Below are 23,921 nucleotides of genomic sequence, written 5' to 3' on the forward strand. Positions count from 1 at the left end.
ATCTCTTATATCATTTCTTTATTCAAATATTTTTTTATTTAAAATTTAAAAATTATTAATTATTATTATTAAAGAGAAGCACTATTACCATCATTATTTCTAGCACTCTTACCCTGACTAGTAGATTGATAAAATTAAAAATGCTACAACTACAACTGAAAATATTAGTGACAGAGATATTAATGATTCTGGGAAGCTAATTACTCAATCATTACCCATGCATCAGCTTTAAATATCTCTTCAATAAACTCAGAAGCAGCTCTTTGCTCAGCACCATCCTAACTCCATTAAGAACATATGTTGCACTATCTTGACCTTTTTATAATACTATATAATAGAGAAAAAACTAATGCAAACTTTGCAGCTGCTGTTGCATTGAAGACAATGAGTAAGAAAGGTAAATTTGCTGCCTATAAGAGATCAAATATCTTAAAAAAATTCCATCAACATTAAATATAACAAAAATTATTGCACATATTAGAAAGTATTAAGAGAAAATATTCATAAAATTATTCAATAGATGATTAATATTTTATATTTAGCAAAATATCAAGGAATCGATCTTTATGATTTAATTTATTAGAAAAGCTATAACACACTATATTAGTCTTTATACCAAACCCCCACAAAAACCATAAGCTTTTTCTTTTTAAAGTGTTCATTATACCTTTAACAAGTTAAGATAGGCCCTACTCATAGCCTATCTTAATAATTTTTACTTACAACTTAATTTAAAAAATAAATTCTATCTAGCACCGGTAAGACCGTAAAGCAATGCTAATACTTGCTTTAACTCACTTTTAATTTTTGGAGATGATGCAATGGATGAACCGATTTCTTCATAGGATTGATAATTAGTTTTATTACTTTTTTGAACCTTTGATATTAAAGTCTTTATTTCTGTTTTAAGTCTATCTAATTTTGCCTTTGCTTGTAGGTCTTTTGCAAAACTACCAGGATATTCAGGAATATTCGTAAGAGCGTCAGCATTATTCAAACTTTCTTCAATTGCATTTAAAAATTTTGTTAGAGATTCTATTAATTTGTTTTTATTAAACTTAGACAGTTTTCTTTGAGACTTTTGTTTTTCATCACTTGTCGCTCTTATACCATAAATAGGGTTTAGCTTTGTTTTATGGAATTCAACTGTTCCCCAATCTTTTTCTATTTGTATAGCTAATTTAAATGCTTTTTTTACACTATCTTTGGTATTTTTTGAACGTAATTTATATTCCCTATCTAATCTCTCCTCTTCTTCATCATATTCATCTTTATCATATTTTTCTTCACTTTCCTTTTTATCATAGTTATCATAATAACCTTCATAATCTTCGTCATCTTCTTCATAGCTGTTCTCATGCTCGTTATCATAGTCATCATCATCTTCCTCATAATAATCCTCACTCAAACTGTTTTGTCCACTTAGCTCAGGTTCAGAGTTATATGCAGAATTATAAGTGACTTCAAAGAAGTTACTTGAATCCCAAATTTCACCTTAAATAGAACTACTTGAAGTACTTCCAAATCCATTTAGATATGAATTATGATGAATCTCAACAGATGTTGCTTCTCCGTCATCAACATTTGGATAATTTACTTCTTTCTCTGTGCCTCTAAGAGGTTTTCCCCCAGTCAAGCCATTTATAACATTACTATACACTTTTGAAACTTTAGTTATTGAATTTTCACTCTCTACATCTTGTTGTTTTTGTATTTTTGCTTCACCAGTTTCAAATGTTGTACTTGATAATGCAACTTGAATATCCTTTTGCACATCATTCTGAAGACCACTAGTTATATCACCTGATACCACATCTTGTGAAAACTTACCATTCTTATTATTACTAATAGACTTGGCACTAGCATCTAAGACAGAATGCACCTTATCAAACAAACCTAGAGATTTCTCTTTAATTTCATCGTTCATGAATAAATCACAATTGATAAAACTTAAAAGTAATCCCAAAGCCAAATATTTATTCTTGGATTTCATTTTCTTCTCCTTTTAAGTTAATAACAAAGATATAGCAATTTGAATAAAATTCAGACTGGATAAAACATATTTAGTGTGTAAAATAATAGTAATATCTTAAATTATAACATTTTATTACTATTAAATTACCTATTCCCTTATAACATTCAACATTATTTTAAATTCACCAAAAAAATTTTACTATCACTAATTACACACATGATACTATTACTTACACATCATCATCCAATTTACAAATTAGAAATCATACTTTGGTCAACTCCTCACTCATTATAAATGCTATTTATTTCCTAAAAAAACATAAGTTTAATATTATTTATATAAAACTTAATCGTATTCTCAAAAAATTATTTCTTGCAAATATAACTACTAAACATTTAGAATATATTTATTCTATTATTCTTCAATCTCTAAACAAAAAGGACAATTCTTACTTTTATGAATCCATTTTAAAACATCCAAAATACAAAAGTATCAAACTTGTAAGTAAGCCTACTTCACTCAATAGTCTTGAAAACTTAATTTTTATTAATTCATTTAAAATTTACGTATAAATACTGCAAATAGTTTACACTTTTTTATAAACAAACACATTTATCCATAATCATTAGTACAAAAAATATTTTTAAAAATTAAACCTAAAAAAATGATTTATTTTACTACATAATAACATCTTAATGTTAAATAGTACAAATATTCCATTATCTGCATTCAATAACAAAATTTTAATATCACTAAACTTTTTTACATTTTTAATATACACTTATTAAGTAAGGTATTAGATTTTTGCAAGTTTCTGTATGTTTTTTTCTATACTAAAATTAACACTGTAAATTAGCATCATTAAATCTCTTCAAATGATTAAAGTATTTTGTGTAGATTAAAATTTGCTTTTATAATTTATTATCTTTTACACAATTGTATAACTATGAACAAACTATACTTTTATAATCATACAATCTTATACAATAAACTGAATATTTTTCATTAGAACATATGCATCAATCAAGTAACATATAATTAACAATTATAACACCTCCCCTCACGATTACAGAGAGAAGTGTGCACATTACATTTACATATATATAATTTATTAATCACCGTTTGGTTCTTCAATTAATGAAGTTGTAGGGATAAGGCAGCAGGAGTAAATTCGGTAAATAAGGTATTAGGGTATTGAATTTAATAATTAAGAAAACAGTAGCAAATAATTTAGAAAAAGTAAACTATAGCTACTAAATATAAACAGTATAAACTACGGTATAAACTTACACAAAGCAAATATAAAAAAGCAGAAATACTTACATACAAGGCATTCCTGCTTGTCAAAATTTATAAAAATCTTAACTCCCTAATAAATAATAGTTTAAGGTACTACAATACTATACTAATTAGGATTTTACTACACTACTAAAACCTTCTTTTATGCAATCATTAACATCTTTTAAACATTTATCAACTGTTCTTCTTATAGTAGACACTATCTCATTTACAGTTTTACTAACTGCTCCTATTAATACTGCATTCAGTCCTTCTGCTGGTACATTAGCATGAGTTGCCAATTTGCCATTCTTAGCCATTGCCCTTAATGCTAAACCGGCTGTTATTACTGACCCTTTCTCCCTAACATCAGCACCTGCATCTGCACTATTTTTAATAGCAACTGCAATGTCATAAGCATTTTTTGCAGCACTAATTTGGCCAGCAGGCGCATTTATTCCATTCTTAGCTGAATCAATTGCTGCCAATATATCTGCACCACTTGACGAATTTAATGCAACATTAGCCGCTTTTAAACCAGTCGCATCAGCACTAGCAGTATCATTAAATAACTTTGCAATTGCTTTAGAGTCGGCAATTGTCTTATCAGCATTTCCTTTTGAATCAACTTTAACTTCCTTAGCTGCTTCATAGATCATATTAATTCCCTCAACAAGACTCTTGACACTTGCTATATCTGCCTGCACTGCATCCTCAGTACCATTAGCATTTCCGATTTTACCATTAGCGCCATCAGTAGCTTCCTTAAATTTTTTTGTTCCTTCAACTAACTTTTTCAAAATATTAACTGCATTAGTAATTACACTATCAACTTTGTCTTTCATTAAACTAAACTGCTCAGTTCCCTTAATACCTTCTAATTTGCCTTTAGCTATCTCTACTGCTTCCCCAATCTTTCCCAACCTCTCACCAACTTCTTTCTTAGTTGTATTTGAAGTAAGACCAAATGTATCTTTTAGTATATTTCCAAAAGATACAAAAACCTCCAAAAATCCTTCCCTTAAATGTGAAATTACTTCACCCAAACCTCCAATTCCTTGTGTTCCTTTTCCCTCTTCTCCTTTTACTCCCCCACTATTACATCCCATCACCACCATCAAACACATTATCATCACTATATTTATCATTTCACCTTTTATTCCTTTCTTCATTCTTTTTGCCTCCTTATTTTTCTTCTTTTTCGCTTTTTTATAGCTTTTCTTTGAAGGATTAGAAGCAAAAAAATATGATTTATATAACACATACAACCTCGAAAATAAAAAAAGAGAGCTTTATTGCTCCCTCTACCAGCCTTTTTACCTAATAATTATCACATATGTCTATTATATATACTAACTAATTCACATATTAATTAGCCTTAACTTTAGCTTCAGAACCCTCTCCTTGCTTAATCTCTCCTAATACTTCACTAATCCCTTTTAATCCTTCATTTACTCTATTCCTGATTGCTATTATCAATGTACTTAATACCTTATTTTACCGCACTTGCTACTGCTCCATTGACTGCATTTGCATCTTTAGCATCACCATTTTTAGCCGCAAATTCTCCTCCCTTTGCCATACCTCTCAATGCTATCCCTCCTGCTATTACTGTATCTTTCTTTGCTGATTCCTCTTTAATCTCTTTCTTATCAGCAACAACTGGAGCAATTGCTATCTCTGCAGCATCTCCAGCTTTCTCAATTCCATTAGTACTATCAACTTGAGGATCTTCTTTTGACTTCGCTATCGCCCTCAATATATCAGACCCACTTACTGCTCCAATGTTTGCTGATGCTTTTGCAATATTTTCCTCTTTGGCATCAGCCTTACCAGCATCATTAACAAACAGTGTGCCAATATCTTTCTTATCATCCCCTGTTTTGTTAGCATCCGCACTACCTTCATTATCTTTCAACACTACTCCTACTATTGCCGTTATTCCTTTTAATAACGAAATAACTGAATTTTTGTCAGCTGCCACTGCTGCTTGTCCTGCACTATTAGCACCACCAATAGCAGTATCACTTGTAGCACCCTTTGCTGCCTCCTTTGCTCCCTCTTCGATCTTACTTATCGTCCCAATAAATTCCTCTACCTTACCTTTCACTTTTTCATATTTCCCATTCTCTTCCAAAATCTTCCCTAATTTCTCTTTCACTGTTTTCATAGTATTCTCAATCTTAGTAAAATAAGCTCCTATATCACTTTTTTTCGTATCCGCCTTTATTCCCAATGTCCCTGTAATCATATCCCAAAAACTCACAAAAACATCTAAAAATCCTTTACCTAAATTTACCATTTCACTCAAAAATACTTTCTCTGGATCCTTTACTCCTCCACTTACTCCCCCCACTATTACATCCCATCACTATCATCATCAATATTAATCCCTTCATTCTCATTCTCTTTACTCTCTCTCTTCCTCTCTTCCCTTTTATTTCCCCTACTATTCCTTCTCTCTTCATTTTCTTCCCCTCCTTGTTTTTTCTTTCTTTTTAGCTTTCTTACTAGCTTATTTATTAAGGAAGCCAAAAATATGATCTATATAAAATATCATTTACATAACAAATACAATACCGCAAATAAAAAAAAGAGAGCTTTATGGCTCTCTTTACTAATAATTTTTCTTTTCATCATTAGTGAAACTATATTCCAATATAAATATATTAATTCAGCTATTAATTAGCCTTAGCTCCAACTCCTTATTCTTCCTTAATCTCTCCCAATACCTTATTTATCTCTTTTCAAATCAGTACTATAAACAATCTCTAAGGTGATTCCATTATGCAGGACGTCTTCTGCACCATTATTTATATAATTCCTGAAAAATATTGAATGTTTGTATAATTCATAAGAATTGATTTTAGAGTTGTATTTCATTATTTCTCCAATACATCAACCCTGTTCACCCTTATTCAATACACAAAAAATAATTATAGATCAATTATTTATTTTTGCTAAAAAAAATAACAAAAATTATAAAAAATTGCAAAAAAAAATTTAAACTTATTCTTTAGATATAAGAAATATTTACTTATTTAAATTTACTTTATAAACAATGCATATAGCATAGATATTAATGCTAGAAATATTCCTACATTAATGGTAATAATGGTTCCAAACATCCAAGCATGCAATTTTAATGTTCCTTTAACATCTGATGCAAATTTATCTATCTTAGTATCAAGCTCATTAAATTTAATATCTATCTTAGTATCAAGTTCCATTTTATTCACTTCCATATCTTTCCTAACAGTATCTATCTTGTTATCAAGTTCATTAAATTTAACATCTATTTTGTTATCAAGCTCTGCAAATTTAGCATCTATTTTGTTACTTAAATTATTTTCAACAGTATCAATTTTGTTATCAAGTTCTTTAATATCTGATTTTAATTCGTCCCTTACTTTGTCGATTTTGTTATTTAAGTTATTTTCAACAATATCTATCTTGTTATCAAGTTCTGTAAATTTAATATCTATCTTAATATTTAAATTATTCTCTACGGTATCAATCTTAGTATCAAGTTCTCTAATCTCAGCCTTTAAACCACGCTCTAACATTTCTAGTTTAAGGTTAAAATTACTTTCTAAATATTGAAGATCTTTAGTAGTAAGCTCATTTTTATAGTATCTATAAGATAAATCATCAGCAATCTCTCTATTAATACCCGCTTTTACAAGCTCATTTAGTACCATCTGTCTAGTAATTACAGGTTCCATTTGCATATACTCCATAAAGAATCTCCTTATGTAATTATTATATAATAATTTACAAGCTAAATGAAAGTAAATTTAGTAAAATGTTGACTTCTATCACGATAATTTAAAGACATAATTAAATATGCAGCTGATAATGCATTAAGAACATCATCATGAATTTTGCCATCTCCATTATATGAATAAATATCACGAAATACAGAACGACTACTATAATATAATAAATGCATCTTGTTATAAGTAAATGGTGTTAATAAAGAAACAATCCTTGAGTGTTTATTAATTTTTGGTCTTGTTGATGCAATTCTAAAGTAATTTTCCATATTATCTCGAAGTCTAACATATTCACGTGTCAAAGCCTCAGATCCTTTAATATCATCTCTATCTTCAATATAAAGAGTATTAACATTTAAATTCCCCATTATTACCTTTGTTGTATTCATAACATATAGATCAACAGCTGGTTTTTAATCTTGAAATATAAATGCATAATACTTATCCAACACATTCTCTAAAATACAAAAAGCAGTATTATCTCCATCACTACTATATACTGAATCTAGAGAAGCTTATAGGACTTTTAAATTCATACTCTTTATGAGATTAATATTGCTAAATATAGCATCATTATTTGCAACCCATTCGCCAGTAGTACACTGGCTTTATATGTTGGCAAATCTTTATAAATTTCTTATTGGGTCTTTATAAATTCCTTTAAAATTGTCTCATTATCACACCTTGTAAAATTATATGTAGCCTTATTTTATCTCCACCATATAAATTAATTCTTAAAGAATCAAGTTCAAAATATGACGTATTTGAATATTTGAGAATAAAAGGTATTTTAAGCATATTAGCAAGATTTTCAAACTGTCTTGTAACATTAATTTCTAATGATTTCTGTGAGTTGCCTAATATAAAATTATTGGTATCTTTCTCATAAAGATGCCTATTTTTTAAGTAAAGTTTTTAAGAATAAATAACAAGCCAAAAATGTTTTACCACTAGCTATCCCACCTGATAAAATAACTTTGTTTTGATTATTCTTTTCAATATCAAGTAACACTTTACGTTGTTTTTTAGTTAAGAACTTTTTTTTCAAAGCTTTTAAAATCAACAACTACTGGTTTTGGTTTAATAAAAGACCCAATGTCAACACCAAATTCACGCTTATATTCCCTTTGCATCTTTTTAAAAAGAGGTAGATCATATATATTCACAACATAATCCTTTAAATTTTAAATTTAACTTGTGATTCAAAATCAGTTGCTTTTAATTTAAGCATAGCTTGGTAATACAATTTCATTTTTTTAAGTTCTTTTGCTCGTTTAACTTCGTCAAGTTCACATAGCTTATTATTAAGATCTTGATCATCTTCATTATTAATTCCTTCTCTAAGTCTTTCAATTTTACTCTCTAATGCCTTTATTTCTTTATTGTATGATTCAAGTTCCAAATCTAAATGGGACTATTAAATGACGCAATAAATTCTAATCCCAATCTATTTCTAGCCATATGAAGCTGGCTTTTGATACTACTTGATTGTGCACTATACTCAAATGCACGAATTAACACATTATTTAGCGTTTCTTCACTAATTGTTACTTTTAGATGTTCTTCTAAATTATTACTTTCTCTAGACTCCCATCTACGTCTAATTTTACATACATTAGCACAACTGACGCCCATCTCTTTAGTAATCTGTACATCGCTAAGCTTACCTTAATTAAAATACACAATATGATCATCAAATGATTTCTTTACTTTATTCATATCTCTTCAACATTCTAAATTAACAAAAATTAATTTAGTTTAACATAAACTCTATAACAAAATAACAATTTTACAAAATCAACGAAAAAAAAACTATAAACATATACTCAAATAAAAATATAATGTATAATCCGTAAAACGAGGAGAATATTTTATGAATAAAAATAAAAGTATATTAATACTTTGCATTATATTATTATATGGTTGTAATGCAAATAAAACCCCAAGTCAAAGAATGCCTGACTCTGCACAAATTACTAAATCTCAAGATGACTTACTAAAACCTCAAGATCTAGAAAGCAAATCCCAAAAACATGCTCATATAACTTTAACTACTGAAGAAAAAATGAAATTTGAAATATTTATATATGCTCTTAATATATTTCAAAAAGATCGATTCGCATTTTACAACAGAATGAAACAAGATATAAGTCAAGAAGTGAAAAATTTATTCAACAAATACTATAAATTTCGTTCTTGGATCTCAGATGATCAACATATACAAGAACAAAAAGAATTAAGTAAGGCATTTAATTACGCATATAATCGCATATTATATAATAAACTAAAAAGCTCTGACAATGATCAGATCACTATGCAATACATCGAAGGAGCATTTTACTATTATTTATATGATCAATATAAAGACAATCATCACTATGACGGAAAGCTGTATGGGAGTACAAACTCAGGTTTCCCTACTAACTATGTAAGCTTATTTTTTGAGCATTTTATATATACAATAATTGCAAAATACGACACTAATGAAAAAATATTTCAAGCAATAAAAAACGAACTTGAAGAGAAAAATAGTGAAATCTATGCAAAGACATTAAACATGTTGTCATAATAAAAATTACTAACAAAACAAATTATTAATTGAAGATAAGTAAACATTTAGCAACTACGAGTTAGTAGTTGCTAGTTATACAATAATCAAAGTAATTCATACAACATAACAATAATCGCTATATATTTTAAAATCACAAATATATTAAAATTAAGGAGATTTACATGAAAATAATCAATTTTACTTTGATTTTATTACTACTAATGAGTAGTTGTGAACAAGATAATAACACAAATAAAGGAATTAAAAGTAGCAACAAAAGAGACTTAGAACAACAAGTAGAAGCACAAAAAACACCTGAAGAAGATTTAAGAGAAAAATTAGATGACAATCAGAGAAAAGGTCTAGATTTTTTAAAAGAAGCTTTAAGTAATAGCGAATCTGAATTTAATAAATTTTTAAATGAAGAAGAATCTAAAATAAAAGAAGCTCTTGATCATATTCAATCAGAACTTGCAAAGTGCACAGGAAATGAAGCAGTGCAACAAAAAGAAACATTTAAAGAAGTAGTAAAAGGTGCTTTGGAAGGTGGCTTAGATAATTTAAAAATACTGCTGATAGCGCTTGCAATCAAAACGACCAATAAAACCATAAATCTACAAAATAAATTTCATAAACAGAATTTAAAATGCAGATTTAAGAAAGAAAATACCAAGATATCTTCATACAAATAAAAGTATAAATAAAAAGATTTTAAAAAAAAGGTATAAGTAAACAAAATGTTAACTTGAAGTTAACACAGAAAGATAAATTAAAAAAAAGAAAAGAGATATCTCTCATTACAAATAGATGGATCTTTAAAATGAAAGCTAGAAAGAATATACAGCAAATTTTTAAGTATTTATTAAAGCTACCACAAAGTTTCCTAGATATTTTGTACTGCACCCCTTAAATATTAGCCCTTCTGATTAAAATACATACTTTACACATTAAATTTTGCATACAATGGAGATATATAATTTAACATAAATTGAGAGTACTTGCTAACATATTTATACATAATTTTACTTATTTTTATAGCATTTAGTTAACATATAAATTACATGAAAGAATATGAAATATTAAAAGCAAAAATCAAAGAACTAAAGAAACAAATTCAATATTACTTAAAGAAACAAGGCAATATAAGAAAGAATTATTACAAACCAAAAACAATCCTAAATATAAATCAATACCAATAAGATTTTATTTAAATGATAAGACCATAAGATTGATAAAAAAAAAGTATAAAAAAACTTAAACAAATAGATCCAATCTCAGGATGGTTTGTTCATATACTCTCAATTACAGGTTGTAGAGGAGTATATATTCAAAATACAAGATTTGATGACATAGTAAGATAAGAAAATAATAATGGTGATGTATTTTATAGTTTACGTATAAATGTAGCAAAGAAAAGAAGTAATATCTGCATTAGAGAAGTAATAATAAGTAAATCTGAATTTAAATCTATAGAAGAAATTCATAAACTTCATTTTAAAAATAAAGGACAAGATTCAAGACGTACTTACCTATTTCAAAAAAGTAAACATAGATTTAAAGATAATAGAATAAATATAAGTGAGATTTCAAAACAATTTAAAGAATTACTAACAAAATCAGGATTTAAACATCGTAAATCACTACATATATGTAGAAATATGTTTATTGTAACACTTAAAAGTAAAGGATACAATTCATTTAAAATTAAAGAATTAATGAAATATGCATCAACATCTGAAATAGATAATGTTTATGGACTTTCAAAAGCAAGTAAATTAAAAGCATATCATGATATTAAAGATGGTTTTAAATAATATTGTATATTTCATGTATTGCTATATAATCTATAAAAACATAACATTAAATCAATATATTACTATAAACTAACAAAAAGAAGTTACAATTCTCTTTGTTAGAATTTTTTATTTTAGAAGTAAAGGTTATATATAGGTTGAAGATAATTCAACACATAGCTATTATACAATTAAACTTAACAAAAATCAAGATTTGACATAATAAATAAGCATAAAAAAGGCATATAGCCTTTTAATAATGAATACATATATGAAGTAAGTTATATTTTTCTAAATATACGCTTAGATTTTAGATGATATTCTTGTCCTCTATCTTTAAGAAAAAGAGGATCATATAAAACTTTCGTATTATTTGTTGCCATAAAATGGGATCTAATGGGATCCAATATTATTCCTTATCTTAACTTCACTTATCTCAAATTCATCTTTTAAACATTTATAATCTTTATCCTCAACACGAACATCTCGTTTAATAACAAAAAAACTTAAGATTCTACATGGATTTACAATATAACAATTAATCCTCATATAATCTAACCTAACCAATTGATAATAATTATTAATATCATTAAAGTCAAATTCGTTCTTTGTAAGTGATGATATGTAATAATGCAAAGATAAAAAGTAACAACCCCAACGTCTAATCTCTAATAGAAATCTATTATCATTTTGTTGTAATTTCATATATCATTTAACCTCCTATTAATTTAAACTTCATTTATAAACTTCTAAAAAGGAATATCTTCATTAAATTCATAAGCAGGATTAGGAAAAGGAATAGGAATATCAACTTTAGAATTATAATGTTTACTATCCGAACCAAACAATCTCAGTTGCTCTACAAAAATAATGCTTTTAATTTTATTAACTTCACTATGTTTATCCTTATAATATTCATGTCTCATAAATCCATGAACAACAACTTGCTTGCCTTTATGAAGAAAATGAATAAGAGTTTCGGCTCGCTTACAAAATAATACACAATTAAAAATTGTGCATCATCTTTCCACTAGCCTTCTCTTTTGACTTTAATATTATTAGCTATAGAAAAATTTAGTACAGTTAAATTTGTACTACTATAAGATAAAAGCGAATCTCTAACTAAGCGTCCTAATAATGTGATATTGTTAATGTCAGACATCAAAACCCCCATCATCATAAAGCCTACGTCTGATTTCCATCCTTTGGAGATCGCAATACAGGTTACCTAAATATTCATCGTATTCTTTTGTTGTATGATACTCATAAACATATTTTTTAATAGTATTGCTTAAACACTTATATATAAATTTAACATACGATATAAAATTATTAAAATGAAGATTATTACATTTATAATCATATGCACCACCTCCCATTAAATTGCATATGAGGTGAAAGATACAGGATTAGATATAGAGAACTTACGACGAGAATTAATATCATTAATATCATAATAATCATAATGATCCGTAATTAATTTAAACCTATCTTTAATAGCCCGTTTACCTGAATTTAACGCAAATACATTCTTTCCTAATCTATAAACAATATTATCTGTTAATTCAAACACCATAGATAATTTACCAAATATATCTTTAAGAACATCCTTATCTTGTTTAGTAAGTGCATATAATTCTTTAGCATGATTCTTTCTCTTCCTTATCTATTTCTGTTTGCTTAGATTGAATATCAACTAAATATTTCTCTAAAAGAGATCTGTCTTTTGCACCAATATTTAATTTAACAATATTGATAAAACTTATAAACTCATCTTTATAATTTAATTCTGCCAGGCTTGAATAATATTTACTATCTTGTAAGAATAGCTTTATATGATTAGTTAAATCTTCTATGTCAATATTTGCAAGATCAATAGACTTGTCTCTTTTTATGATATTACACATACGTTCAATTTCCATATCCAATGCCGCAATATAAATCATCACTTTTGCTATAACGCCATTATTCCTCTCTATAACACAATTAATAGGCTCATCACCAATTAAAAAGAATAGGTTGCATTTTGATAAGCCAGTACATGCAAGTTGCACTTGTACTTGAACATAATATTTAAAGAAATATTTACTATCTAAAAAATTACCTGTTTGATTATATTCTGTAATAGCTGATGTTAAATAATTACTATCACTACATTTAATATCTAATTGACATAACTGACAATAACACATTCTCATTATCACACCAATTTTATTTGGAATATAAGCATATTTATACTAAAAACATAGAGATTTTAGAGAATGATTTAACTCCACAAATGAAATCGACTATTGAACCTATCCAAACTAAAATAAAAAATTTATAGAAAAGGTAAATAGTAATTCAGATAATATGAAACTACTATCAGAAATTAAATCATATAAAAAGAGTATAACTGAATTCAAATACGGCAAAAATAGGTATTGATATACTAAATAAATTTACAAAACTTCTACATAATAATAATAATAAATAATAAAACATCTACTTATACAAATATCTTTTTAAAAGTAGTTAATTATATCTTTTCTTTATATGAAGCAAGTATAAATAGAATGGAACAGAACGAAGCCATTAAACTATTATCTGAACTTGAAAAGATCATAAGAATCAATATTAAAATAATAAAAAACTCTAATGATTATTATAATCAAGATGATAATGCAAAATACATATCTCAACTTAGAAATAAAAGAAATAAGATTATGAATTCTTATATAAAGATATTAAAGAAAGCTTAATATGAAAATTCAAAAGATAATTCTATTATCAAGATTAATTTCTCTTATCCTTATAATTTCTTGTACTACTATCGCTTCACTAATAGAAGACCAACACTTTCAAAAACAGAATCTATTAAAGGGCTTAGTACTTATGAAGCTAAATTGGCTGATTATATTATGTATTTGCAAGTGTTCTTAACACGTACACAAAAAAAGTTAAAGACTCCAATTAATCCTAAGTTTACTTATTTCAATCCAGCAGAACTTAAATCTGAACATACTGTTGAAAATTTAAAGTTTAATATCAAGTTATTTCAAGATTATATCACCATCACTAAACCTATTGCTCAAGATGTATATAAAAGATATTCAAAATTAAAAATTAATTATTTAGGCCCCTTATGGGGCTTTTTATTATCACGTTAAGCTGAATAAACACTGGAATTCTTCTGCCATAGACATCTGACTAAATAATTTTAATGGAATATTTCCAACTTTATCTGAATCAAATGCCATAAATATATTAAACTTTTCAAGATTACTTAAATCCCTACTACTTTTAGTAAAGTATTCCTTAATTAAATTACACCAATACTCAATACCCTTTACTCTTTAACATCTTATTTTTATTAAAGTATTCAAGTAATTTAAAATCATCTCCCACTTTAACAGATTCAAGATAATTTTTTATTTAAGTGATAAACTACTAAATAGCTTATCACTTAAATAAAAAATTATACATATTTCTTGATGCTATTAGTAAGTTTTGATAATAATTAAATTTATTCATATTAACATCATGTTTAACTTTGGATTTAAAATGGCCAGTATTAACAACAACTTGTTTATTTTGTACTCTACTTTCTATTGATATTACTTTTGTTACATCTATAGATGGTCTGTCTGTACTGCCATCTTCACTACTAGAAATATTATTTTCAATTTGTTCTTTTGTTCAAGATCTAAATTACTAGCATCAGTACCAACTTCACTTTCTATTGATAAATATGCAACTAAGGCATAACGTTTGAAATAAATTATTGTAGACCCCACAAGCTGCAGCCATGTATTTTAACTTTTGACCCCAAGAGACTTCAATTCTTTTTATATGTGTTGATGTATCAAATGAATGTTCATATCCACTTAAAGGACTATAGAATGTTGTTATAACAACATCTACTAAATTACCATCAATACTCTTTGTAGTCGGACATTGTACGAAATCAATATCTAGATCATGTTCATTAATAACATTCTTAACTTCCCTTACTATTCCATTAAAATCTTGATAATTATATCTATCTTCACTAAGATTTTTGTTTACGCAATTCAAACACATTCTCAACGTTTTAAGGTTCTTTAAAAAGTCTATTCTCTTTTAATTGCTTGTTGTATTTTCATTATTAATTTTTATTGTTTCTTCATTTTTCATAAGAAAACCCCTTGCAATTTATTTAAAAAATATATTATATATGGTATCACATATACTATGTTTTTGTCAATTTTTTATATTATATATAAAATATTTGCTAAATATTAAATAAAACTTTAATTAATAAAAAGTTTGCTTATTATTAACAATTAAGTTATTATTAATAATAAGAAAGCTACATAGGAGGCTCGAATGAATAGCAATGAAAATTCATTACCCTATACAAAACCATCAAAGAAATATCACAACAGATATTATAAAATAGTATCAATAGTTAAATTCTTTCAAAAGAATTCTATCAAATATAATCAAACCAGTATTTTAAATACACTAAATCGTTTTCTAGCTAAAGACGAACTTAAAATAATTACACTTAGAACCCTTAGAAAAGATTTAGCCTTATTATGTAATCAAGGTATTATTAAAAAAACTTTATTAAGATTGGGCGAAGGAAATGGCTCATATATAAGATATTCAGCAAATAAATACAGTCTCAGAAATTTAAAACGTTTCCTTGAAAATAAACAAGCAATAGTTGAACATGATGCAAATGCAACATACAAATTCACAAAAGAGACACAACAAAAATATTACCTAAAAAACAAAGAGTTAAATATTTACAAATCTAAAAATGCAACTAAAAATGTCAGTCATAATATAACTAATAATAAAAAAATAAATAATAAAAAAAAGAAAAGAGAAAAGACAAAAGAAATAGAAAAGAAAACGATCGACACGAACTATATGATAAAAAATGTGTCTAAATGGAAAACAATGAGATATTTGGACAAAGTAAAAGAAAATGAGAATAAAAAGAGATATGAAGACAGCATAAAAAGAACAAAAGAATGGTTGAAGAACTTAAAGATTGAAAATAACACTTACAAAAATTGTTAAATAAAAAACAAATTTTTAAGGAAAGAATATGGAAGATTCATTAAGAAGACTAAAAGAAAAAAAATTAGAAATTGAAAAAAATCAAAATAAAAAAGACGTTTTCTTAAAAGTAGAGAGAGCAAAAGATAGAACGATATATCATACAAAAATTTTTAGAGATTTTTATGCATTTGGAATTGATAAAAACGATAGCAATAAATTTTTTCTAATTTTTAGAGATCTTTTTAAAGATAAAACATGTAAATTTCATTTATTTTCTATTAAAGATGGTGACAAATTTTTAGGTATGTATTATGGATATAGAAAACCAATAAAAAATGTTATATCTAAATATAAAGAAAATGGGATTATTAAAACATATACCTTTCCTAAGGTGTTTTATGTAGAGTTTAGATTTAAAAAAGGTAGTGTTTTTTGCTATATAAAAGGAATTTATTATTTTTTTAGAAAAGAGAAATCGAATACAAAGTACTGCAAGATATTATTTGAAATAATAAATAGATTAGAAAAGCAAATATATGCGTTTTATGGCAAACAGTTGCCAAGTGGAGGGATTATAAAAAGATGGCTAGAAAAAAACCAGAAATAATTACGATTGCATCAATTAAAGGTGGGGTTGGTAAAAGTACTACCAGTATAATATTTGCAATATTATTGGCTCAAAAGTATAAAGTATTACTGATAGATATGGATACTCAAGCTTCTACTACTAGTTATTTTTATGAAAAAATAGAGAAGAGAAATATGGACTTAAGAAGCAATAACATATATGAAGTTTTAATAGATAAGTTGAATATCAACAGTTCAATTTTAAACGTTGAAAATAATTTGGATTTAATACCTAGTTACTTGACTTTACATAGTATAAATGCATTTGGATATAAGCATGCTTTTAGTGAATTTAAGTTAAAGAATGACCTTAAATATTTAGATGTTCAATATGATTATATAGTAATTGATACTCCACCAAGTTTGGATTTTACATTAACTAGTTCTTTAATTTGTTGCAATTATTTAATAGTACCAATGACAGCAGAAAAATGGACAGTTGAAAGTTTTGATCTCTTGAAATTTTTTATGGACAAAATAGCTTTAGAACTTCCTATTTTTTTTGTTATTACTAGATTTAAGAAAAATAATACACATAAGAAATTATTAAAAATGATTCATTCCAAAAATAATTTTTTGGGAGCTATATCAGAACGAGAAGACTTGAATAAAAGGATAGCAGAAAATAATATTTTTGATTTTGAGAAGGATTATATAAAAGAATATAAGAATTCCTTAATTAATTTTTTTGCAAAAATTAATTAATTTGAAAACTAGTTCAACAGGTTGAACTAATATAAATATAATTTAAGGGGCTAAAAATGAAAAATGACAAAAGTGTAAAGATTTATAAAAGAGATATTGATTCAAAAGGCAATGCATTACTTAGTGAATCTAATAATAATGAAGAAAGTGTAGAAGCAGTGCATTATAGTACATTAAAAAAGAAATTATACATAAATCTTAGAGAAGGAATCTATAATAAAATAGAATGTATGAAGATACTAAAAGAAATAAAAGATAATGAGTATTATAAATTAGATGGTTATAAAAGTTTTGATGCTTTTATAAAAAATTATAATGTTGCAAAAACTCAAGCTTATAATTATTTAAAAATTGCAGCAGCTTTAGAAGAGGGTTTATTAGAAGAGAAGTTTGTCTTAGAAAATGGATTTAGACAAATATTAAGTTTGTTGAGGGATAAACAAGGTAAAACAATAAAAAGGTCAAAACAAAATCCCATCAAACCTTTAAGATTTCAACTTAAAAGACAAGAAAGTTATGATTTTTATAAAAAAAATGCTAAGTTTACTAGTTTTTTATTGGACAAACTATTTCAATCTAAACAAGATTTAATTGAAGAGTTTTTAAAAGAATTTGAAAGTTTAAGAGGCTAAGTATAAAGATTGTATACGAGATGTAATATATAAGATATAAAATTTGATAGTAATATTTTAAATATATAGTATTAATATTTTTTTTGTTATAAATTGCTTGATTTTATTTAGAATATGTTGTAACTTGTTATTGTTGGGTATCTAGTCTATTCACTAGATCATCCTTGTAGTTTTACAATCAAAGATTTTAAATCTTAGTCAACATTTTTTGATGTTGATGCATGCAGTTTAAAAGGCAGAGATTTAAATCCCTGTTAACAATTTTATTGTAATAATATAGTTGTTAACAGGGATTTAAATTTTTTGTTTCAAAATTAGTACAATTTATTATCTATAAATCTTCATTTTTTTGTTAAAAATATTGCAAAACAAAGTAGTTTTTATTACTATTATTTAATATAAAATTACTATAAGGAGATTGAATATGACAAATATGAATAAAAAAATTAATAATGGAGTAAAAAGAATGAATCAACAAGATTTATACACCCAACAAGTTATTAAAGGTTTAGAATCTTTTATTCCAATACCGGATTCTGATAATAATAAACAAATTAATGTAAGTAAAATGAGCAAAATATTTCAAGTTTAATATTAAAGTAGATTTTTATATTCAACGTGTAGGATTAAAAAGATTTGGTGCTAGTGAAGTTGGGAGTATATTTCTTGGTGGTGAAGCTGCTTCTGAATTTAATTGTAAGTAGAGTACTTAAATCTTTTGGGAAAGAAGTTCCATATAAAGACAATTTGCATATTAAAAAAGGTAAAGCATTAGAAAATTTAGGATTTGATGAGTTTTTGAGTATTTATTCTGATAATATACAAATTTTACATAAAAACAAATATGCTAATGGGATAGACAAATATAATTACTTTAAACGAGTAGGTAGAGGAGATAATCTTGTTGGTGCAACAATAGATGGTTGGTTTGTAAATAATCAAGGTGAAGTAGAGATATTAGAGATTAAATGTAGTGATAGTACTTATTTAATATCAGCTGTTACAGAGTACAATCGAACAGGTAATTTTTTAGATAGTAAATATTTCTTTAAATATTATGTTCAAACACAAGTGCAACTTGCATGTACTAGCTTATCAAAATGCTTTTAATTCTTATCAAAATGCTTTTAATTCTTATCAAAATGCTTTTAATTGGTGATGAGCCTGTTAATTGTGTTATAGAAAGCAATAATAGATTGATAGGGAAAATGATGATTTATATTACGGTATTGGATATGGAAGTTAAGCGTATTTGTAATCTTCTAAAGAATGATAATTCTATTGAGATTGCAAATATTGATATAGAAAATTTAACTAATCATACAAAATTATTACTACAAGATAGTAAATATTATTCAAGCCTGGCAGAATTAAATTATAAAGATGAGTTTATAAGTTTTATCAATATTGTTAATTTAAATATTGGTTCTGAAGAGCGAGAACTTTTAGAGAAACATTTAGTTGATATTCAATCTAAGCAGACAGAAATAAAAAAGAAAGAGCATGCTAAAGAATTATATGCACTTACTAAACAAGATAAGGATGTTCTTAAAGATATATTTGGTAAGTTATCTATGGATTTTGAATTAACAGATAATATTGTTTATAGATTAGGAAAGAATATATTTGCGTTAAATTTAGGTAAACGTGCTATTAAAGATAGGTTTAAATTAATTACGGATCATTATGCTTATTATGATATTAATGATATTAGTGCTAATCGTAAGTTCTATATATCTAATCCTGTATCTTCTATCTTATATGCAATTTAATGGGAGGTGGAACAGATGATTATACATCTAATAATCTTTATTTTAATAATTTTATATCGTATGTTAAAATGTATATACAAGTGTTTAAGAAATATTATTAAAAAATATGTTTATGACTATCATACAACAAAAGAATATGATGAATATTTAGGTAACCTGTATTGTGATCTCCACAGAATAGAAATCAGACGTAGGCTTTATGATGATGGGGGTTTTGATGTCTGACATTAATAACATCACATTATCATGACGCTTAGTGAAAGATTCATTTTTATCTTATAGTAGTACAAATTTAGCTATACTAAATTTTTCTATAGCTAATAATATTAAAGTCAAAAGAGAAGGTGAGTGAAGAGATAATGCACAATTTTTTAATTGTGTATTATTTGGTAAGCGATCAGAAACTCTTATTCATTTTCTTAGTCAAGGCAAACAAGTTGTTGTTAATGGATCTATGAAATATGAGTATTATAAGGATAAACATAGTGGAGTTGATAAAATTAAAAGCATTATTTTTGTAGAGCAACTGAGATTGTTTGGTACAGATAGTAAGCATTATAATCCTAAAGTTGATATTCCTGCTCCTGTTCCTAATCCTACTTGTGAATTTAATGAAGATATTCCTTTTTAGAAGTTTATAAATGAAGTTTGGATTATATAGAAGGTTAAATGATATATGAAATTACAACAAAATGATAATAGATCTATTGTAGAGATTAGACATTGGGGGTTGTTACTTTTGATCTTTCCATTATTACATAGCATCACTTACAAAGAACAAATTTGATTTTAATGATATTAATGATAATTATTATCAATTTGTTAGTTTAGGTTATATGAGGATTAATTATTATATTTTAAATCCATGTAGAATCTTAAGTTTTTTTGTTATTAAACGAGATGTTAGTGTTGAGGATAAAGATTATAAATGTTTAAAAGATGAATTTGAGATAAGGGAAGTTAATATAAAGAATACTCTAGGATCTCATTTTATGTCAACAAATAATACAGAAGTTTTATATGATCCTCTTTTTCTTAAAGATAGAGGATAAGAATATCATCTTAAATCTAAGCGTATATTTAGAAAAATATGAATTCCCAAAATATATTGATTATCTCCATATATGTATTCATTGTTAAAAGGCTATATGCCTTTTTTTATGCTTACATTATTATGTTAAATCTTGATTTTTGTTAAATTAATTGTATACTATGTATTGAGGTATTTTTTTACCTATTTTTAATCTTTATTTCTAAAATAAAAAATTTTAACAAAGAGAATTGTAACTTCTTTTTGTTAGTTTGTAGTAATATATTGATTTAATGTTATGTTTTTATAGATTATATAGCAATACATGAAATATACAATATTATTTAAAAGCATCTTTAATATCATGATATGCTTTTAATTTACTTGCTTTTGATAGTTCATAAACATTATCTATTTCAGTTGTTGATGCATATTTCATTGGTTCTTTAATTTCAAATGAATTGTAACCTTTACTTTTAAGTGTTGCAATAAATATATTTCTACATATATGTAGTGATTGACGATGTTTAAATCCTGATTTTGTTAGTAATTCTTTAAATTGTTTTGAAATTTCACTTATATTTATTCTATTATCTTTAAATCGATGTTTACTTTTTTGAAATAGATAAGTACGTCTTGAATCTTGTCCTTTATTTTTAAAATGAAGTTTATGAATTTCCTCTATGGATTCAAATTCAGATTTACTTATTACTACTTCTCTTATGCAAATATTACTTTGCTTCTTAGCAACATTTACACGTAAACTCTAAAACACATCACCATTATTGTTTGTTTCTCTTACTATGTCATCAAGCCTTGTATTTTGAATCTCTACTCCCCTACAACCTGTAATTTAGAGTATATGAACAAACCATCCCTGAGATTGGATCTATTTGTTTAAGTTTGTCTATACTTTTTTTACTAATCTTATGGTCTTATCATTTAAATAAAATCTTATTGGTATTGATTTAGATTTAGGATTGTTTTTAGTTTGTAATAATTCTCTCTTATATTGCCTTGTTTCTTTAAATAATATTGAATTTTGTTTCTTTAGTTCTTTGATATTTTTGCTTTTAATATTTCATATTCTTTCATGTAATTTATATGTTAACTAAATGCTATAAAATAAGTAAATTTATATATAAATATGTTAGCAAATACTATAAAATTTAATCTTTATACTTTCTATATTTCATTTTAACAACCCATATATTTACAATGAGAGACATCTTTCTTCTTTTTTTTAACTTGTCCTTCTATGTTAACTTCAAGTTAACAATTTGTTTACTTATTCCTTTTATTTAATCCTTTTGTTTACCCTTTTACTTTTATCAAAATATCTCTATACTTTCTTTCTTAAATTTTATTTTTAAATTCTTTTTTTTATTGTTGTTTATATATTGACAATATTAGCTATTGCACATACTTTTTACATTTGTTGCAAAATCATTTAGCTTATTGTCATCGATTTGATTATTAAAATACCCTTTTATTAGGGTTTTAAATTGATCTTTGCTATTAGCCTTCTCTCTTGTACATGGTGTAACTTCATTATGTATATGATCAAGGATAGGATTTATCTTAGATATGTCTAGTTTTAAAAATTCATTAAAAGTAGATTCATTATTTAGAGCTTCTTTGAAAAATTCTAATGCTTTTTTTTGATCGTCACTTAGTTTTTCTTTTAAAAGCATTTCTGGATTTTTTTGTTTTTCTTTTAACTGTTCTTCGGTTAAATCCTTTTTATGTTTGTCTTCTTTATTTTGTGTATTGGAACTAGATTGTTTACAATTGTTTAACAATAGAATAATTATTAAAAATAATATATTGAGTTTATTCATAAATATCTCCTTTTTTTATTTAATGAATGTTTATTTATAGTCAACAATATAAATCATTATTTGCATATTGTAATAAAATATAACGTTTATATTAATTATTCGATAATGAATATGTTTAATGAAGATATATAGCGATTATTATATTGTATGAATTACCTTGATTATTATTTGATTAGCAACTACGAGTTAGTAGTTGCTAAATGTTTACTTATTTTTGATTAATAATTTGTTTTGTTAATAATTTTTAGTCTGTCAATAATTTAGATATATTTTTATAGATTCTACTATTTTTATCTTCAAGTATGTCTTTCATTATTTGAAATTTTTTTTCATTAGTATCATGGTCTTTAATTAGTGTATATATCAAAGACTCAAAAAATGAGCTTACATGGTTAACCGGGAAACCTCCAGTTTTATTTCCATACAGCCTTGCATCATATTGACGGCTGGTTTTGTATTCGTTATATAAATATTGAGCAAAAGCATTTTCTACATATTGCATAATAGTCATATGATTGTTAAGGGTTTTTACTTTCTTATCTAGACAATTATATGCATTAATGAAGGCCTTACTTAATTCTTTTTGTTTTTGTATTTGTGCCTTATCTAAAATCCAAGTACGAAAGATTTCGTATTTGTTTATTGGATCTAGAGATTTTGCATTATCTTTATATTTTATTGTGAGATTTTTTTGTGCTAGACCAAACCCGTACATTAATAGATCAAATCTATTTTTTTCCTTAGTATCTGAATTGATTTTTTGTAGGGTAGATTCATCTGTAGATCTCGTAATTTGGGAAGCATCACCATTTGCTTGAGTTGGGTTTTTTTGAATTGCAACCATACAAAAATAATATAATGCAAAGTATCAATATACTTTTTTTTATTCATAAAATATTCTCCTCGT

At 25.9% G+C, this 23,921-nt stretch carries 35 protein-coding genes and 5 pseudogenes; 18 read left to right on the forward strand and 22 right to left on the reverse strand.

Features of this window, described 5'->3' with window-relative positions:
- The first annotated feature begins 297 nt into the window (after positions 1–297).
- Entirely contained in the window at positions 298–453 is a 156-nt protein-coding gene (locus tag BRE_RS06255) for a variable large family protein (protein ID WP_156768704.1), read from the forward strand.
- Between the two features lie 292 nt (positions 454–745).
- Here the strand turns inward: BRE_RS06255 and BRE_RS05150 are convergent, their stop codons facing one another.
- Together BRE_RS05150 and BRE_RS05155 are read right to left on the reverse strand one after the other, a co-directional pair.
- Entirely contained in the window at positions 746–1,408 is a 663-nt protein-coding gene (locus tag BRE_RS05150) for a hypothetical protein (RefSeq protein ID WP_041178243.1), read from the reverse strand.
- A gap of 87 nt (positions 1,409–1,495) precedes the next feature.
- Positions 1,496–1,993, reverse strand: a complete 498-nt coding sequence (locus tag BRE_RS05155) for a hypothetical protein (RefSeq protein WP_012539609.1) — start codon at positions 1,991–1,993, stop codon at positions 1,496–1,498.
- Between the two features lie 1,135 nt (positions 1,994–3,128).
- On the opposite strand from BRE_RS05155, the pseudogene BRE_RS06900 reads away from it, so the two are divergent.
- Positions 3,129–3,217, forward strand: a pseudogene (locus BRE_RS06900) (variable large family protein); the annotation flags it as partial.
- 167 nt (positions 3,218–3,384) lie between these two features.
- On the opposite strand, the gene BRE_RS05160 reads toward BRE_RS06900, so the two are convergent.
- The 10 genes and pseudogenes from BRE_RS05160 to BRE_RS06080 all read right to left on the reverse strand — a co-directional run bounded on the left by BRE_RS05160 (position 3,385) and on the right by BRE_RS06080 (position 8,664).
- Complete coding sequence (locus BRE_RS05160) at positions 3,385–4,425, reverse strand: variable large family protein (RefSeq protein ID WP_049752033.1); 1,041 nt, start codon at positions 4,423–4,425, stop codon at positions 3,385–3,387.
- A gap of 196 nt (positions 4,426–4,621) precedes the next feature.
- A pseudogene (locus BRE_RS05165) lies at positions 4,622–5,658 on the reverse strand (variable large family protein).
- Positions 5,612–5,788, reverse strand: coding sequence for a hypothetical protein (locus BRE_RS06390; RefSeq protein WP_198004645.1), 177 nt, complete (start codon positions 5,786–5,788; stop codon positions 5,612–5,614). The pseudogene BRE_RS05165 and the gene BRE_RS06390 overlap by 47 nt, the downstream one beginning before the upstream one ends.
- Before the next feature lie 198 nt (positions 5,789–5,986).
- Positions 5,987–6,136, reverse strand: a complete 150-nt coding sequence (locus tag BRE_RS06260; protein ID WP_156768705.1) for a hypothetical protein — start codon at positions 6,134–6,136, stop codon at positions 5,987–5,989.
- Positions 6,137–6,300: 164 nt separating this feature from the next.
- Entirely contained in the window at positions 6,301–6,993 is a 693-nt protein-coding gene (bdr, locus tag BRE_RS06625) for a Bdr family repetitive protein (RefSeq protein WP_012539611.1), read from the reverse strand.
- Between the two features lie 41 nt (positions 6,994–7,034).
- A pseudogene (locus BRE_RS06905) lies at positions 7,035–7,424 on the reverse strand (phage terminase large subunit family protein); the annotation flags it as partial.
- Positions 7,425–7,924: 500 nt separating this feature from the next.
- Positions 7,925–8,077, reverse strand: a complete 153-nt coding sequence (locus BRE_RS06910) for a hypothetical protein (RefSeq protein ID WP_232212764.1) — start codon at positions 8,075–8,077, stop codon at positions 7,925–7,927.
- Complete coding sequence (locus BRE_RS06915) at positions 8,055–8,195, reverse strand: hypothetical protein (protein ID WP_232212765.1); 141 nt, start codon at positions 8,193–8,195, stop codon at positions 8,055–8,057. The genes BRE_RS06910 and BRE_RS06915 overlap by 23 nt, the downstream gene beginning before the upstream one ends.
- An 11-nt stretch (positions 8,196–8,206) precedes the next feature.
- Positions 8,207–8,431, reverse strand: coding sequence for a hypothetical protein (locus BRE_RS06075; RefSeq protein ID WP_083764331.1), 225 nt, complete (start codon positions 8,429–8,431; stop codon positions 8,207–8,209).
- Between the two features lie 2 nt (positions 8,432–8,433).
- Positions 8,434–8,664: a DUF603 domain-containing protein gene (locus BRE_RS06080; RefSeq protein WP_232212766.1), complete on the reverse strand. Its 231-nt coding sequence runs from the start codon at positions 8,662–8,664 to the stop codon at positions 8,434–8,436.
- A gap of 238 nt (positions 8,665–8,902) precedes the next feature.
- Here BRE_RS06080 and BRE_RS05185 point away from each other — a divergent pair, with 238 nt between their 5' ends.
- The 3 genes from BRE_RS05185 to BRE_RS06920 all read left to right on the forward strand — a co-directional run bounded on the left by BRE_RS05185 (position 8,903) and on the right by BRE_RS06920 (position 11,394).
- Complete coding sequence (locus BRE_RS05185) at positions 8,903–9,598, forward strand: hypothetical protein (RefSeq protein ID WP_012539612.1); 696 nt, start codon at positions 8,903–8,905, stop codon at positions 9,596–9,598.
- A gap of 164 nt (positions 9,599–9,762) precedes the next feature.
- Positions 9,763–10,272 (forward strand): Mlp family lipoprotein, encoded by a 510-nt coding sequence (locus BRE_RS05190; protein WP_012539613.1) that lies wholly within the window; start codon positions 9,763–9,765, stop codon positions 10,270–10,272.
- A gap of 753 nt (positions 10,273–11,025) precedes the next feature.
- Positions 11,026–11,394: a site-specific integrase gene (locus BRE_RS06920; protein WP_376983994.1), complete on the forward strand. Its 369-nt coding sequence runs from the start codon at positions 11,026–11,028 to the stop codon at positions 11,392–11,394.
- A gap of 260 nt (positions 11,395–11,654) precedes the next feature.
- Here BRE_RS06920 and BRE_RS06645 read toward each other — a convergent pair whose 3' ends face one another.
- From BRE_RS06645 to BRE_RS05215, 6 genes and pseudogenes are all read right to left on the reverse strand, one after another.
- On the reverse strand, positions 11,655–11,756 hold the full coding sequence (locus BRE_RS06645) for a DUF261 family protein (protein WP_232212767.1): 102 nt from the start codon (positions 11,754–11,756) through the stop codon (positions 11,655–11,657).
- Positions 11,757–11,766: 10 nt separating this feature from the next.
- Positions 11,767–12,078 carry a DUF261 family protein gene (locus BRE_RS05200; RefSeq protein WP_232212768.1) on the reverse strand — a complete coding sequence of 104 codons (312 nt, stop codon included), beginning with the start codon at positions 12,076–12,078 and terminating at the stop codon, positions 11,767–11,769.
- Positions 12,079–12,122: 44 nt separating this feature from the next.
- Complete coding sequence (locus BRE_RS06800; RefSeq protein WP_332248265.1) at positions 12,123–12,386, reverse strand: single-stranded DNA-binding protein; 264 nt, start codon at positions 12,384–12,386, stop codon at positions 12,123–12,125.
- Positions 12,387–12,403: 17 nt separating this feature from the next.
- On the reverse strand, positions 12,404–12,535 hold the full coding sequence (locus BRE_RS06805; RefSeq protein ID WP_269516818.1) for a single stranded DNA-binding domain-containing protein: 132 nt from the start codon (positions 12,533–12,535) through the stop codon (positions 12,404–12,406).
- Positions 12,528–12,752: a hypothetical protein gene (locus BRE_RS06275; RefSeq protein WP_041178244.1), complete on the reverse strand. Its 225-nt coding sequence runs from the start codon at positions 12,750–12,752 to the stop codon at positions 12,528–12,530. Before BRE_RS06275 ends, BRE_RS06805 begins: the two co-directional genes overlap by 8 nt.
- Positions 12,752–13,541: pseudogene (locus BRE_RS05215) on the reverse strand (DUF244 domain-containing protein); the annotation flags it as partial. The pseudogene BRE_RS05215 and the gene BRE_RS06275, both read right to left, overlap by 1 nt.
- A 47-nt stretch (positions 13,542–13,588) precedes the next feature.
- On the opposite strand from BRE_RS05215, the gene BRE_RS06925 reads away from it, so the two are divergent.
- The 3 genes from BRE_RS06925 (at position 13,589) to BRE_RS05870 (ending at position 14,522) form a co-directional block, all read left to right on the forward strand.
- A complete protein-coding gene (locus BRE_RS06925; protein ID WP_376983989.1) occupies positions 13,589–13,699 on the forward strand; it encodes a hypothetical protein in 111 nt (36 codons plus the stop codon).
- A 196-nt stretch (positions 13,700–13,895) separates the two neighbouring features.
- Positions 13,896–14,114, forward strand: a complete 219-nt coding sequence (locus BRE_RS06285; RefSeq protein ID WP_232212775.1) for a BlyB family putative holin accessory protein — start codon at positions 13,896–13,898, stop codon at positions 14,112–14,114.
- Positions 14,115–14,174: 60 nt separating this feature from the next.
- Complete coding sequence (locus BRE_RS05870) at positions 14,175–14,522, forward strand: BBA14 family lipoprotein (RefSeq protein ID WP_232212770.1); 348 nt, start codon at positions 14,175–14,177, stop codon at positions 14,520–14,522.
- A gap of 462 nt (positions 14,523–14,984) precedes the next feature.
- Here BRE_RS05870 and BRE_RS06930 read toward each other — a convergent pair whose 3' ends face one another.
- Both BRE_RS06930 and BRE_RS06655 read right to left on the reverse strand, forming a co-directional pair.
- Entirely contained in the window at positions 14,985–15,149 is a 165-nt protein-coding gene (locus BRE_RS06930; protein ID WP_269516819.1) for an ERF family protein, read from the reverse strand.
- Positions 15,085–15,429, reverse strand: coding sequence for an ERF family protein (locus BRE_RS06655; RefSeq protein WP_232212771.1), 345 nt, complete (start codon positions 15,427–15,429; stop codon positions 15,085–15,087). The genes BRE_RS06930 and BRE_RS06655 overlap by 65 nt, the downstream gene beginning before the upstream one ends.
- Before the next feature lie 291 nt (positions 15,430–15,720).
- Here BRE_RS06655 and BRE_RS05235 point away from each other — a divergent pair, with 291 nt between their 5' ends.
- The 10 genes and pseudogenes from BRE_RS05235 (at position 15,721) to BRE_RS05260 (ending at position 21,195) form a co-directional block, all read left to right on the forward strand.
- On the forward strand, positions 15,721–16,425 hold the full coding sequence (locus tag BRE_RS05235) for a plasmid maintenance protein (protein ID WP_012539614.1): 705 nt from the start codon (positions 15,721–15,723) through the stop codon (positions 16,423–16,425).
- 28 nt (positions 16,426–16,453) lie between these two features.
- The gene (locus tag BRE_RS05240) at positions 16,454–17,014 is read left to right on the forward strand and encodes a DUF226 domain-containing protein (protein ID WP_012539615.1); all 561 of its coding nucleotides are present in this window, start codon (positions 16,454–16,456) and stop codon (positions 17,012–17,014) included.
- Entirely contained in the window at positions 16,990–17,739 is a 750-nt protein-coding gene (locus BRE_RS05245) for a ParA family protein (protein ID WP_012539616.1), read from the forward strand. The genes BRE_RS05240 and BRE_RS05245 overlap by 25 nt, the downstream gene beginning before the upstream one ends.
- 56 nt (positions 17,740–17,795) lie before the next feature.
- The gene (locus tag BRE_RS05250) at positions 17,796–18,371 is read left to right on the forward strand and encodes a chromosome replication/partitioning protein (protein WP_012539617.1); all 576 of its coding nucleotides are present in this window, start codon (positions 17,796–17,798) and stop codon (positions 18,369–18,371) included.
- A gap of 424 nt (positions 18,372–18,795) precedes the next feature.
- Entirely contained in the window at positions 18,796–18,963 is a 168-nt protein-coding gene (locus BRE_RS06660; RefSeq protein WP_232212772.1) for a hypothetical protein, read from the forward strand.
- Between the two features lie 77 nt (positions 18,964–19,040).
- Complete coding sequence (locus tag BRE_RS06665) at positions 19,041–19,481, forward strand: YqaJ viral recombinase family protein (RefSeq protein WP_232212776.1); 441 nt, start codon at positions 19,041–19,043, stop codon at positions 19,479–19,481.
- Between the two features lie 11 nt (positions 19,482–19,492).
- Entirely contained in the window at positions 19,493–20,143 is a 651-nt protein-coding gene (locus BRE_RS06670) for a DUF244 domain-containing protein (protein ID WP_232212773.1), read from the forward strand.
- 15 nt (positions 20,144–20,158) lie between these two features.
- Positions 20,159–20,368: a hypothetical protein gene (locus BRE_RS06290; RefSeq protein ID WP_156768708.1), complete on the forward strand. Its 210-nt coding sequence runs from the start codon at positions 20,159–20,161 to the stop codon at positions 20,366–20,368.
- A gap of 142 nt (positions 20,369–20,510) precedes the next feature.
- A pseudogene (locus BRE_RS06675) lies at positions 20,511–20,774 on the forward strand (single-stranded DNA-binding protein); the annotation flags it as partial.
- Positions 20,775–20,940: 166 nt separating this feature from the next.
- Positions 20,941–21,195, forward strand: a complete 255-nt coding sequence (locus BRE_RS05260; protein WP_232212778.1) for a DUF261 family protein — start codon at positions 20,941–20,943, stop codon at positions 21,193–21,195.
- Positions 21,196–22,582: 1,387 nt separating this feature from the next.
- On the opposite strand, the gene BRE_RS05270 is transcribed toward BRE_RS05260, so the two are convergent.
- Positions 22,583–23,014 (reverse strand): Mlp family lipoprotein, encoded by a 432-nt coding sequence (locus BRE_RS05270; RefSeq protein ID WP_012539618.1) that lies wholly within the window; start codon positions 23,012–23,014, stop codon positions 22,583–22,585.
- Positions 23,015–23,258: 244 nt separating this feature from the next.
- A complete protein-coding gene (locus tag BRE_RS05275; protein ID WP_049752031.1) occupies positions 23,259–23,858 on the reverse strand; it encodes a hypothetical protein in 600 nt (199 codons plus the stop codon).
- Positions 23,859–23,921 lie beyond the last annotated feature (63 nt).

Origin of the sequence: Borrelia recurrentis A1 (genome assembly GCF_000019705.1) — a bacterium.
In the GTDB taxonomy this organism is placed as follows: Bacteria; Spirochaetota; Spirochaetia; order Borreliales; family Borreliaceae; genus Borrelia; species Borrelia duttonii.